At 51.8% G+C, this 12,589-nt stretch carries 16 protein-coding genes; 4 read left to right on the forward strand and 12 right to left on the reverse strand.

What is annotated here, in order from left to right; genetic code table 11:
* Nucleotides 1-57: 57 nt before the first annotated feature.
* The 11 genes from HYT76_03165 to hpt all read right to left on the reverse strand — a co-directional run bounded on the left by HYT76_03165 (nt 58) and on the right by hpt (nt 8,922).
* Nucleotides 58-468 carry a PaaI family thioesterase gene (locus tag HYT76_03165; GenBank protein MBI2082547.1) on the reverse strand — a complete coding sequence of 137 codons (411 nt, stop codon included), beginning with the start codon at nt 466-468 and terminating at the stop codon, nt 58-60.
* Nucleotides 465-3,557 carry an efflux RND transporter permease subunit gene (locus HYT76_03170; protein ID MBI2082548.1) on the reverse strand — a complete coding sequence of 1,031 codons (3,093 nt, stop codon included), beginning with the start codon at nt 3,555-3,557 and terminating at the stop codon, nt 465-467. Before HYT76_03170 ends, HYT76_03165 begins: the two co-directional genes overlap by 4 nt.
* Complete coding sequence (locus tag HYT76_03175) at nt 3,554-4,945, reverse strand: TolC family protein (protein MBI2082549.1); 1,392 nt, start codon at nt 4,943-4,945, stop codon at nt 3,554-3,556. The genes HYT76_03170 and HYT76_03175 overlap by 4 nt, the downstream gene beginning before the upstream one ends.
* Before the next feature lie 128 nt (nt 4,946-5,073).
* Entirely contained in the window at nt 5,074-5,601 is a 528-nt protein-coding gene (locus tag HYT76_03180) for a hypothetical protein (protein MBI2082550.1), read from the reverse strand.
* 11 nt (nt 5,602-5,612) lie between these two features.
* On the reverse strand, nt 5,613-5,873 hold the full coding sequence (locus tag HYT76_03185) for a hypothetical protein (protein ID MBI2082551.1): 261 nt from the start codon (nt 5,871-5,873) through the stop codon (nt 5,613-5,615).
* Complete coding sequence (locus tag HYT76_03190) at nt 5,870-6,343, reverse strand: hypothetical protein (protein ID MBI2082552.1); 474 nt, start codon at nt 6,341-6,343, stop codon at nt 5,870-5,872. Before HYT76_03190 ends, HYT76_03185 begins: the two co-directional genes overlap by 4 nt.
* A 38-nt stretch (nt 6,344-6,381) precedes the next feature.
* Entirely contained in the window at nt 6,382-6,858 is a 477-nt protein-coding gene (locus HYT76_03195) for a putative toxin-antitoxin system toxin component, PIN family (GenBank protein ID MBI2082553.1), read from the reverse strand.
* Entirely contained in the window at nt 6,821-7,060 is a 240-nt protein-coding gene (locus HYT76_03200) for an AbrB/MazE/SpoVT family DNA-binding domain-containing protein (GenBank protein ID MBI2082554.1), read from the reverse strand. The genes HYT76_03195 and HYT76_03200 overlap by 38 nt, the downstream gene beginning before the upstream one ends.
* 109 nt (nt 7,061-7,169) lie before the next feature.
* A complete protein-coding gene (locus HYT76_03205; GenBank protein MBI2082555.1) occupies nt 7,170-7,553 on the reverse strand; it encodes a hypothetical protein in 384 nt (127 codons plus the stop codon).
* Between the two features lie 176 nt (nt 7,554-7,729).
* On the reverse strand, nt 7,730-8,188 hold the full coding sequence (locus tag HYT76_03210) for a hypothetical protein (GenBank protein MBI2082556.1): 459 nt from the start codon (nt 8,186-8,188) through the stop codon (nt 7,730-7,732).
* Between the two features lie 212 nt (nt 8,189-8,400).
* A complete protein-coding gene (hpt, locus tag HYT76_03215; protein ID MBI2082557.1) occupies nt 8,401-8,922 on the reverse strand; it encodes a hypoxanthine phosphoribosyltransferase in 522 nt (173 codons plus the stop codon).
* Between the two features lie 184 nt (nt 8,923-9,106).
* Between hpt and rpmF the strand changes: the two genes are divergently transcribed.
* A complete protein-coding gene (gene rpmF / locus HYT76_03220; protein MBI2082558.1) occupies nt 9,107-9,295 on the forward strand; it encodes a 50S ribosomal protein L32 in 189 nt (62 codons plus the stop codon).
* Nucleotides 9,296-9,302: 7 nt separating this feature from the next.
* Nucleotides 9,303-9,752, forward strand: coding sequence for a ribose 5-phosphate isomerase B (rpiB, locus tag HYT76_03225; protein ID MBI2082559.1), 450 nt, complete (start codon nt 9,303-9,305; stop codon nt 9,750-9,752).
* On the opposite strand, the gene corA is transcribed toward rpiB, so the two are convergent.
* On the reverse strand, nt 9,753-10,724 hold the full coding sequence (corA, locus tag HYT76_03230) for a magnesium/cobalt transporter CorA (protein ID MBI2082560.1): 972 nt from the start codon (nt 10,722-10,724) through the stop codon (nt 9,753-9,755).
* Between the two features lie 65 nt (nt 10,725-10,789).
* Here corA and HYT76_03235 point away from each other — a divergent pair, with 65 nt between their 5' ends.
* The gene (locus HYT76_03235) at nt 10,790-12,076 is read left to right on the forward strand and encodes a serine hydroxymethyltransferase (GenBank protein ID MBI2082561.1); all 1,287 of its coding nucleotides are present in this window, start codon (nt 10,790-10,792) and stop codon (nt 12,074-12,076) included.
* Nucleotides 12,076-12,534 (forward strand): transcriptional repressor NrdR, encoded by a 459-nt coding sequence (gene nrdR / locus HYT76_03240; protein MBI2082562.1) that lies wholly within the window; start codon nt 12,076-12,078, stop codon nt 12,532-12,534. Before HYT76_03235 ends, nrdR begins: the two co-directional genes overlap by 1 nt.
* Nucleotides 12,535-12,589 lie beyond the last annotated feature (55 nt).

Here is a 12,589-nt window from a genome sequence, read left to right on the forward strand (position 1 = left end):
ATCGCTTGCTAAGGGTGTCAAGTTTTGGACGTGACGCAGGGGGCCAATCTCGGGTCATTATTTTTTGTTCGAGACGACGTAAAACGTGGCTGTCGCCATTGCGACCTTTTCTTTTTTCCTCTCCAAGGTGGCATGGACGACGGCAAGTCGGTTCCCGCGGAAGATGACCTGAGAGGTACAGTTGAGGTAATCGCCGACGAAGAGGGGGCGGAAATAATTCACCTTCAGCTCTACGGTAGAGCAGAAGTCATTATGTTGCATGGTCGAAAAAACGGCAGCGCCACAGGTGTAATCAAAGAAGGAAGAGATGACCCCTCCATGGATCCGGCCGGCGGGTGAGAGGTGGTCTTCCCGCAGGGTCAAGACCGCCCTTGCCAACATTCGTTTTCGGTCGAATTTCAGGAGTCGATAACCTAACAAGCTCCCAAACTTGTCGGGCGATCGGTAATTTTTTGGCATTTTTTTCATCCCTCACCCTCCTTCAAATGACCTCTCTCAAATTTCGTCAACAAACTATAAACAGATGGCACCACAAAAAGACTCAAGAGGGTTGAAATCAAAACACCTCCGATAACGGCAGTAGCCATCGGAATTCTGGTTTCGGCGCCGGGGCCGAGTGAGAGGGCCGGAGGGATCGCTGCGGCAATCGTAGAGACCGAGGTCATTAGGATTGGTCGGAGTCGGATCGGGCAGGCCTTAAGCATGGCGTCATGTACCGACTGTAGGGGCGCCCCTTGGTGCGCCCCTCCTTCGCGGCGCATCTGGTTTGTGAAATCAACGAGCAAGATCGAATTCTTCTTCACGATTCCCATGAGCAGGATCAATCCGATCATGCTGTAGATATTGAGCGATTGCCCGCCGATCAGGAGTGAGAGAAAGGCCCCTGAGAGACTGAAGGGGAGTGCGACCAGGACGGAGATCGGGTGGAGAAAGCTGTTAAATTGAGAGGCGAGGATCATGTAGGCGACGATGATTCCGAGCACGAGCGCGAACAAGAGACCTTGAAATGATTCCTGAAAGGTTTGAGTCGATCCGCTGAAGACCATCCGATAACCTTCCGGAAGTGTGTCACTCGAGAGCTTCTCGATGATTTCAAGCGCCTCGGATTGAGAGGCGCCTCGCGCGAGGTTTGCGTAGAGCTCTACGGCCCTTTCCCGATTGATTCTGGAGATTTTTAAAAGCGATGGTTTTGATTCCGTGGCGACCACATCTGTGAGAGAGATCAGCTCGCCGCGGTTGTTTCGAACCATGAGCCGCAGGATGTCTTCCGACTTCATCCGGTCCTGGTCTTCCAGCCGGACACGGATGTCATTTCTCCTTCCCCCTTCCAGGAAACGGCCTGCCCGAACCCCCGCCATGGCGGCGTTGATTGTCCTGGCAATTGTCTCTATGCTGACCCCTCTCTCCGCCGCCTTTTGCCGATCAGGTACGATCTGAATCTCCGGCATGTCGGTTTGATAGTCGGTGTCGACATCCACGAAGATCGGGTTTTCTGTCATTTTCTTTCGGACCTTTTCTGAAAGTTCCACAAGCTGGCTCCAGTCAGATCCACGAATCGTAAATTCGATCGGATACCCTCGATGCGCCGTGAATCCGCGCATGGAGAGGTCTTGAATAAAGACCTTCGTATCCGGGATCTTGTTGAGTTCCAGCCTTAAGAGGTCCATGAAATCAGCTTGAGAAAGTTCCCTTTCATTTTTTGGTTTCATCGTGACGAAGAGCATTCCGGTGTTGACATCTCCTCCTCCAAATCCGCCGACGGCAGCGTAGTAACGTTTAAATTCCGGTCGGTTCATCAGGAATTCTTCCGCCTGTTTCATCCGGGCATTGGTAAATTCCAGAGAGGATCCGACGGGTGTTTGGAGTCGGACCAGCATCATCGATTGATCCTGGGCCGGGACGAATTCCTTCGGCAGGAAGCGAACTAAAAGAATAGAGACGAGGAAGAAAAGGAGCGAGCCCAGGATGACTTTTTTACGATTTTGGAGGCACCAGGGGAGGGTGCGACGGTAAAAGTCAGCCAATTTTTGGAACCACTCATTTGTTTTTCGGATGAGCCAGGAGGAATGATTTCGGGTCGAGACAAACTGTGAACACCGCATCGGTGTGAGGGTTAGCGCCTCGAGCAGTGAAAGACTGACAGCGACAGACATCGTGACACCGAATTGAAAAAAGAATCTTCCGATCACCCCCTTCATGAAGGCGACAGGGAGAAAGATCGCAATAATAGAAAGCGTGGCGCTGATGGCCGCGAAAGTGATCTGACGAGATCCCTTCAGTGCCGCCTGGACGCGTTCCTCGCCCCCCTCCTGATGACGCACAATATTTTCGAGGACCATGATCGCGTCATCGACAACAATCCCGACAGCCAGGATCAGGCCCAGCAGGGTAAAATTGTTCAGTGTAAAACCGGCGAAATAAAGGGCCAGGAAGGTTCCGATGATTGATGTCGGGATCGCGAGAAGGATATTCAGGGTCGAACTCCAGGAGCCGAGGAAGAGCCAGCAGACAATCCCTGTGAGGATCGCTGAAAGGAGGAGCGTGAAGTTCAGTTCCCTGACCGATTCCTCGATGAAGCGTGTTCCATCGAAATTCACACCGAGTGCCATCCCCTCCGGGATATCTTTTTGCAGCGCCTCGACCTTTTTTCGGATATGGCCTGCGACCTCTACCGCGTTCGCCCCTCGTTGTTTGAGGATTCCGAGACCGACGGCCGGTTTCCCAAGGACACGCGAGATCCGGCGTGAATCCCCCAAGCCCTTTTCGATCGTCGCCACCTCTTTCAGAGTGATCGGTTGATAGACGGGAGTTCCACCTCGAGAGAGGATTCGGATATTTCCGAAATCCTCGAGGTTGGGCGCCTCTCCCATCGTGCGGATGTTAAATTCTTTTTCAGCGGTTTCGATCCGTCCGGCAGGAAGCTCCCGATGCTCGCGTTCGATGGCATTGACGACGTCATCGAGTGTCAATTGGTACGCCTCGAGTTTGTCCTGATCGACCCAGATGCGCAGGTTTGGTTCCAGAAACCCCCCGAGGAAGATCTGACCGACACCCGGCAAGATTTGAAACTGATCCTTGAGGCGATCGCGCGCATAGGTCATCAGTTCACGCACCGGTTTGTCTCCGGAAAGAGAGACCCACATGATCGGCCGGTCCTCCGGGTTCGTCTTGGTCACCATCGGTGGGTCGATGTCATGAGGGAGGCGTCTCTGTTCCTGAGCAATCTTGGTCTGGACCTCCTGCAGGGCGACGTCGATATCGCGCGAGAGTTCAAACTCGATCGTGACATACGCCTCTCCATGACGACACGAAGAGGTAATCTCGCGGATCCCCTGGACCGACGTCACCGCATCCTCGATGATATCGACGACATCCGCCTCCATGACCTCGGGTGCGGCCCCCTCGAGGGAGAGGTGGACCGTGATGACCGGGAAATCGACGTCCGGAAGTTCGGAAACCCCCATGCGGGAAAAACCGATCCATCCGAAAAGAATCAGCGCCGCCATGAGCATCCAGGCAAAAACCGGGTTTCGAATCGAAATTTCTGAAAGGTTCATTGCTGCTCTCCCCGGTCGTCATCAATGGGCCTTTTCAGATGGGGGGGGATCGGGGTGGAGAGCGGTATCTCCCCCCGATTAAAGCGAGCCTCTGGCTTTGCCAGGGCGAGCGAATCGACCGTCTCTCCAAGCGCGATCTTCAACTGATGTGAATTCAATGTCGACTGGTGTCGGGTTCGATTCGCCTCTCGTCTCACCTCCTGCAGGTCCCGCAGTGATTGGAGGAGTTCGAGGTTGCTGACCAGCCCCAAATTATATTCCCGCTGATGGATCTTGAAGTTCTCCTCGGCCTTTTTTACGGCGAGATCGAGTGCCTGAACGGATTCCCGAGATGCTGTCAATTCATGATACGCCTCTTTGATCTCGAGCTCTGCCTTTTGATGGGAGGCCTCCTGGGAATATTCGGCTTGTTTCAATTTCGCCTTCGCCTCTCGTGTTTTCCCTTTCGTTTCCAGTCCTGAGAAGATCGGAAAATTCAGCGTGAAGAGAACATCCCAATCGATCTCCTTCTGAAATCCAACACGGTACGGGTAATAGTTTCCTTCCAGTCTTAATTCAGGAAGGTATCCCCCTCTCTCATAGAGGAGGTTTGCCTTCGAAAGCTTCAGATCGAAGTCGCTGGCGAGGACATCGGCCCGTTCACTTGAAGAGGGGAGATAATTGGGAAGCGGCAAAAGTTCCGGGAAGACTTCTTCGGAATCACCCAGTTTTTTCTCCGGTTGAATTCCTGTCGTAAAAGAGAGCATCTCGCGCGCGATCGCCAATTGTCCACGGGCTTTCGAGATCTCCGCCTCGAGAAGCGCTCTTTGAGATTCTGTTGTTAAAATCTCGCTTGATCTCGATCGACCCAGACGGACCCTTTCCCGCAGATCCTTGATCCTTTTGTCCAAAACATTCCCCTGAGAGGTCAGGATCTCGAGGTCGGCCTCGAGCTCTTTTACGGTCAAGAAAAGTTGAGTCACCTCCAGAAAGAGGAGTTCACGCGCCCTCTCGATCCGCAGCCGGTTTCGTTCCTTATCTGAAGAGGAGGCGGTCAACGCGGAGTATTCCCGCAGTCCCTGAAAAATCGGTTGGGAGAGGTTGATCGCGACCTCGGGCCGACTCTTTCTTAAGAATGTCGATCCCAACGTCCCATCGGTCGCGCCAGTCCCCGATGTGTCTTGAATAAACTCGGAACCCTTCACCGAAAGGTGGGGGAGGACGGTGCTGAGCGCCCGAAAGTAACGTCCCTCGGCCGCCCGCAGCTCCTCTTCCTGGATCTGGAAATCCTGATTATGGACGAGGGCCGATTCGAAACAGTCGTGGAGGGTGAGAGGTTTTTCGTTTGCATTGTCTTGTGGGGTGGGTGACTCGGGTCGGGCGCCCGCCTGCGCGGAATGTATGAGCACAGGTGGGCGGAACCCGAGGCAGGACCCACCCCATTGAATGAGATAAAAGGCTAAGAAAAATAGGAGACGCACGCCCCTGATTTTTAGACCTCAAGGGAGGTGAATTCAAAGGAAATAATTGGATCTTGTCAGCTGAGAGCTTCTGATTTTTGTTCAGAAACGATCGAACCTATCTTGAAGCAGACAAATGCCCCCATCGCTAAAATACCGGTTCGCAGGAAGCGTGCGCCCCATGAGGGACCAACGGCAGCTGATCTCCCCGGTTGTAAATCAGCGCACTCCTTGATCCCTCGGATTGCGACTTCAAAGAGATCATCTGTTGTTCCAGTTGACGGTAACGCAAGGCTTCGGATCCGGTCGGTGGCACCGTGATTTGCCCATAGGCATCGTGGGAAATTACCACGATCTCGGCACTCAAATTTTTCAAATTGGACAACCCGATCTCCTTCCCTAAACCAGGCGTGGACCCCCCTGAGGTGCCCTTGGTCCCCTCCTGGAAGTGGAGAGCGAACCGAAGCGATGAGGCTAACCCTCCCCTCCTCTTCGAACACTTGCGCTTGAAATTGGGTCCCGCCGGTAAATCGGCTGGGCTGTAAGGGTGAAAACTCGCTGAGCAAGGCAACAAGGGCATGGTCTAAATCAGTCTCAGAAATCATAGATAATACCTTTACGGCTCGTAGTCGGCGCCGACAGTCTGGAAGCGGAAATCTTGTTCTCGGATCCTTTTTGTCCCCTCCATCATCATCCGGTAGCTGGTGGTGTAAGTCCCGATCTGTTCCAGGAAAGAGTCATTTGAGGCCATTGGCTCACCCGGTGCAGGGGGAACGGGGAGTAATTGACCGAACAACGTTGCCAAGGCACCCGCAGCAATACCGACCACTGGGATGCCAACTACGAGTGATAATGCCAAGGTTGCTACTGGTCTCATAGTTGAACCCCCGAATCCTTGATAGCATCGATAATTGTTCTATAAGCTTGTGACCAGGTCCTAACGGTACCTTCTTCGATAGGACCGGTATATGCCGATTCAAATTTCCCTGTGTCAATATCGGTCCATGCTCTCAGGATATCCCTAAAGGCTGTCTGTTGCGGAGATTGTTTCTGGGCCGCATCCATATAGTCCAAAATAATCTCTCGGTCTGCGGCAGAGAATTGGCTGATTGCGATGAGTTGATGATGGAGAGTTTTTGCCCTTTCGGTACTTGAAAGGACCTGGGTGGCAACTCGACTGTAGGCATCGACCGCACCCGATCCATAGTTTACCGGTCCCAGTGACCCACTGCTGTCCATGTCCTTGTCACTGTCGACAGGTGGATGGTCTCTGGTCAATGAGAGGACGGCTAACGATAATCCAATTGTTGCAATCCCCAATACCTCTAATCCTCCTAATGCTCTCATCACTACCTCCTTATGGTTTGATAAATAACTCAGAGTTATTATCGAGTTTCGGGGGGGATTGTTGCGACTAAAAATTGCGAAAAATTGCGAAGGAATTCAGCGGGTGTCACAATCTCACCTCCAGCGAAGGATTTTTGGGCCAGGAGCACCTTATCCCCCGTAACCAGATAATCGGCCTTCCCAGCACGGAGGCAGGCGAGAAATTTCCGATCGTGAGGGTCCTGGAGCAAAGGGATATTTGAGAAGGACTCTCGCGGGATGGTCTCGACAAAAGGAAGGATTTCTTCCTCGACAATAGTCTTTACCTCCCTGTCTGTAAGACCGAACTTCGGATAGCTGAGAACTCGAAGATACTCTTCCAGGATAGATCGAGAGAGGACCAATCGTATCCGGTCCGCTTGCCATAAGGTGACCAATCGAGCGCTAATCCCCTCGAAGAGAAGGGCCGAGACGATAACGTTGGTATCGAGAACAACTTTAGGAGGAGGGGCGGCGTGCCCAGCGGACGGCCTCATCGATATCCTTTTCTGTCAAGCCGAGGGATCGGATCTTCGCCCGAATACGTTTGAGTCGCTCTCCTTGGGACTGGATGACGACCGGTCTTAATACAATCTCTTCACCGCGGGCAAAGACGTCGAAATACTCGATTTCTTCGAACCCCTTGAGCGCCTCCTTCGGGATTGTAATCTGATTTTTGTAGGTCCTCTTGGCGAGCATGAAGTAATATTAAATTACTCCATTACTTTCGTCAATCCTTGTTTCAAGCCGGAGAGCTGATAACCCCTCTGTCCCATGGTTTCATTTGTTACTGAGACCTCCCCTTAAACTAAGGGGAGGTGAAATTTGTTAGAAGCAGGAAGCCAGCTACAAAAAATCCCATTGACTCTATAGCTCCCAAAAAGGCCACATAAGACACTCCTTTGTAGGCACGGGCGAGTCTTCTTATCTCTGTGGCTACCTCTGGGGCCATTGCAGAAGCATCCTGAAGGAGTTCTTGAGAGGTGTTTCTTAAACGAGAATATGCAAATCCACAAATTCCGACTCCAATGGATCCACTCACTCCAAACATCGCTGAGTCATTTAATTTTTTTTGGGCATCAAACGATCCATCATAACTTCTTTTTTTACAGAATAAGAGACCCGTCATGAGTGGGAGTGACCCTAGAAGGAGGGCTGAGCCGATACGATTTATTAAACCTAGAGGAGGCATTGCTCTTGCCCCCTTGCTGGATTCATTTTCTTAAGGATTGCTCCTGTTCTTAGAAACATCTTGATTAAGTTATCGAATTTTGGACGGGATTGTTGCGACTAAAAAAAGTTGAATGTCATCTCCCCTTAAACTAAGGGGAGGTGACAGAAGTCACGGGAAGCCAAGGGGAGGGGTTACTAATCTCGCATCAACCACCACATGCCAGCGCACGCCACACCAAGAAGTCCTGCAGATATCAGGATGACTGGCAAAAGGCCTCCTTTGCTCGGTCCTGAGGTTGGGTGTCCGATGTTTGTTGCCGCCTCAGCGCCGAAATAGATCCTCATCGCCTGCTCCAGTCGGCTGGCGTCATCGAATCGAAAGGTCCCGGCCGCCTCATCGTAAACCCCTGATCTCTCGAAGGCATCGATCGCCCTTCGGCTGTTGTTTCGGATATGATCGAAACAATTTGTGATAAGGGTTCGAGGATCCCTGGCCCATTGGACTTGTGGCCGTTGGTCTCTTGGCACGACAAACCGTAGTCGAAATTCCTCAAAATCAGCCGTTGCCCGCCCAAACTCCAGCACCGCTTGATCCCTGTGGGGGGTTGATTGCAGGAGTGGAAGGGTCGCCTTAAGTCTTGCTTCCAGGGGCATGAAGATGCCACGTGAAATTTCAATGTGTGTTGGGGGAGGGCCCCCTCCGGCCCCTTGTCCTTCTGCCATGAGATCCCTGAGATTTATACCGCCCAAACGCCAAGAGGCTACGTAAGCGATAGGATGGTTCTTAGGTAAATTCTCTATTGGTGGTTGTGCCATGATTGACTTTCTTCAGCATTTTATCGACCAGATACCAAAGTTGTTGTGGGCTAAATTGTCACATTGATCACTCGCGCAATGTAGGGGAGATGGCGATACTGACCATCCAGATCCATTCCGTAGCCGACCACATAGTCGTTTGGAATTTCAAACCCGAGGTAGTCGATCGGGACCTGAATCTTCTCAACCCTCTTGTGAAGCAGGGTGCAGAGTTTGACGGATCGCGGATTTTTTTCCTTCAGATGTTTTAGCAGATAAGAGGCGGTCAATCCGGTATCAACGATATCCTCGACCAGGAGGACATTTCTGCCGTCAACAGGTTGAGTCAGATCAAACTCGAGCCGGACGCTTCCTGTCGATCGTCCTTCCGAGTCATAACTCGACATCCTCAAAAAATCGCAGGTCAAGGGACCGGTGAGATGTCTCACGAGATCAGCCATGAAGAGGAAGGAGCCTTTGAGGACGCCAACAACAACAATCTCATGCCCCTGAAAGTCCTTCGTGATCTCCTTCGTGAGCTCCCGGATTCTTTTTTGAATCTGTTCTTCGGTAAGCAGTGTTTTGAGTTCCATTGAAAACTCCTATTCCGATCTCTTCTAAAATCCAAATATTTTTTAACAACCAGCCAGATCCTGATTTTTGGGGAGTTCGCGGGGTATCTAAGGTGTGTAAAGGGGTTGCAACAGCAGGGGGGGCTGGCTTGTCAGATGAGATCCAGTTTGACAAGCGCCGCCTTAATGAATAGTAGAACCCCCCATGCCAGTACCTAAGCGAAAAGTGAGCCGGACCCGTCGGGACAAACGACGGACTCACTATAAACTTCATCCGGTCGCGGGCCAGAAGTGCCCCCAATGCGGAGGCGCCCGACTTCCGCACCGTGTCTGCCCCGAGTGCGGATATTATAAGGGGCGAGAGGTTATCAGGCCGGAAAAGGCAGCTTCATAACTCCCCAATGAAAATCGCGATTGCATCAGATCACGGTGGCTATGAGCTCAAAAAGAGCCTTGTCGAATTCCTAAAATCAAAAAAAATCGAGGTTGAAGATCTCGGGACCGAAGGGACGGAGTCGGTCGACTACCCTGATTTTGCGATCCTCGTCGGGGAAAAGGTTTCTCTCAAAAAAGTTGATGCCGGGATCTTGGCCTGTGGGACCGGGATCGGGATGTCGATTGTGGCGAACAAGTTCAAGAATGTGCGTGCCGCTGTCGTTGCCGATGAGTATACAGCGAAGATGGCGAAGGAGCACAACAATGCGAATGTCCTTTGTCTCGGTGGTCGGGTCCGAAATGTGGAAGAGGTTAAAAAAATCGTCTCCATCTGGCTTGAGACGGCGTACGCCGGTGGCCGACACGACCGGCGGTTAGAGAAGATTCAAGAAATTGAAAAGAGAAATATGAAGTGATCAGAACCACTTCTTGCGTTTGAAATAATAGTACAATCCCCCTGCCACCACCGCCATCATCCCAAGGACAAAAGGATAGCCGTAGGCCCATCGAAGCTCCGGTATCTTCTCAAAATTCATTCCGTAGATGCCGGTGATAACGCTCAACGGGAGCATGATGGAGGCAAAGACGGTCAGGACCTTCATCGCCTCGTTCGCCTTGTTTGAGGAAGAGAGGAGATGGGCGTCGACAAGGCTCGCCACGGAATCTCTGTAAGAGTCTGAGAGATCAGATGCCCGAATCAGGTGATCGCGGACATTCGACAGGTAGGGGAGTGAGACCGGAAGGATTTCATCATAGCCGTCCTTGATCATATGGGTTAGGAGTTCGATTTGACGCGACGATACCCTCTTCAATCGCGCCAGGTTCCGTTTGAGCCCGAAGATCTCGTTCAAGATATTTTTTTCCTCTGCAGCGGAGAGGACCTGATCCTCCAGATCGTCGATGGTGCGATCAAACTGATCGAGGACAGGGCTGTAGCGATCAACGACTTCATCGAGGACGGTTGCCAGGAGGAAGTCGGCGGAACGAAAAAGTGCCTTCGCATTCTTCAGTATCCGGTCCTTCACGGTTTCGATGCTCTGCATTTTTGGACGGTGATAGGTAATCAGGTAGTTTTTCCCAAGATAGATATCGAGTTCCCCGGTTTTGAAATCTTTTTTAGGACTATCCGCCATCACCTCATGGACAATCAGAAAGAGATACTCACCATAATTATCAAGCTTTGGTTCATGACGAGGGGAGAGGCAGTCATCGATGGTGAGCGGGTGAAAGTTGAAGGCGATATCGAGCAGTTCTGTTTCAGGGGGAGTCGGTTTTTCAAAATCGATCCAGGTGATCCGGTTTTTCTCCGCGATCAGGGAACGGATTTGGGAAGGATCGCGGACCTGTTCCAGGCCGTCGGTTTCTGAATAGGTAAAAATCGTAAGCATTTTCCGCTTTTTACCAGAATTTATTTTTTATTGTCCAGAGAACGTTGCTGTGTTACCCCCGCCGCATGCCAAACCTCTCAAAGAGCGACCCTGAGATCGCCCGTCTGATTGAGCGGGAAACAGAGCGTCTCGAGTCCCAACTGGAACTGATTCCTTCCGAAAATTATGTCTCTCGCCCGATCCTCGAGGCAGCGGGGTCTGTTCTGACGACAAAGTATGCCGAAGGGTATCCGGGGAAACGATACTACGGTGGCTGTCAGGTGGTCGATGAGGTAGAGAACCTCGCCCGCGACCGTGTGAAGAAACTCTTTCGTGCCGACTATGCGAATGTCCAGCCCCACTCCGGTTCTCAGGCGAACATGGCGGTCTACTTCTCCTTCCTGAAACCGGGAGATAAGGTGATGGGGATGAACCTTCAGCATGGGGGACATCTAACTCACGGGTCATCGGTTAATTTCTCCGGCCAGCTTTACAATTTTGTTTCGTACGGGGTTGATCCGCAGACCGGTTTTATTGACTACGATCAGTGTGCCGAGATGGTAAAAAAGGAACGACCGAAGATGATTACGGTGGGGGCCTCGGCCTATTCCAGAAATATCGATTACAAAAAATTTCGTGAAATTGCCGATTCCATTGGTGCCTTTCTCTTCGCTGATATTGCTCATCCGGCTGGCCTGATCGCGAAGGGACTCCTGAACGACCCGATCCCCTATTGTCATGTGGTGACCTCGACAACCCATAAGACGCTCAGGGGGATTCGAGGGGGGCTCATTTTGATCGGGAAGGATTATGAGAACCCGTTTGGTCAGGTCGCCCCAAAGTCCGGACGCAAGAAGATGATGAGCGAATTGATCGATACGATGGTGATCCCGGGGATCCAGGGTGGGCCGCTTATGCATATCATTGCGGCGAAGGCGGTCGGTTTCCTGGAGAATTTGCAACCCTCTTTTGAAGACTATGCCCGACAGGTGATCCGAAATGCCCAGGTCTTGGCGGCACGACTCGTGAAGTATGGCTACAAGATCATTTCGGGGGGGACCGATAATCACCTCATGTTGGTCGATGTTCGGGAGAGGGGATTGACAGGGAAGGTTTGTCAGGAGGCGCTGGATGAGTCAGGAATTACGCTCAATAAAAATGCCGTCCCCTTCGATGACCAACCACCACTCGTTGCCGGGGGGATTCGTTTGGGGACACCCGCAATCACAACGCGTGGAATGAAAGAGAAAGAGATGGAATTGATCGGCGATTGGATCCATACGGTCCTGTCGGATGTGCAGAACGAGAGAAAAAAGAAAGAGGTCCTGGAGAGTGTGCGAGGGTTGTGTAAAAGTTTCCCCTTCTACCTTTAATGAAATGCCCCTTCTGTAACCATTCCGAAACCAGCGTCATCGACTCCCGGCTTGCGAAGGAGGGGGAGATGATCCGCCGTCGGCGGGAGTGCGAATCGTGTCAGAAGCGATTTACCACCTATGAGCGGGTCGAAGAGCTGATGCCGGTGATCGTGAAGAAGGATGGGCGAAGGGCCCCGTACGATCGGAACAAGGTCCTCTCCGGGATCCATAAGGCGTGCGAGAAGAGACCGGTGGCGACGGAGACGATCGAAAAAATCGTCGATCAGATTGAGCGTGAGATTCAGGAGTTGGGTGAAAAAGAGATTTCTTCCTCGGAGATCGGTGAGCGTGTGATGCGGGAACTCCATAAACTTGATCAGGTCGCCTATGTCCGCTTCGCCTCGGTCTACCGACAATTCAAGGACCTGAATGAGTTTATGGATGAGTTGCAGGGATTGTTGAAGAAGAAGAATTAGACAGCATTTGATTCAAAAAGGAGTTTCGGCCTATTCAAGAATCACAAGAAGAGGG

The organism is Deltaproteobacteria bacterium, assembly GCA_016180845.1.
In the GTDB taxonomy this organism is placed as follows: domain Bacteria; phylum UBA10199; class UBA10199; order JACPAL01; family JACPAL01; genus JACPAK01.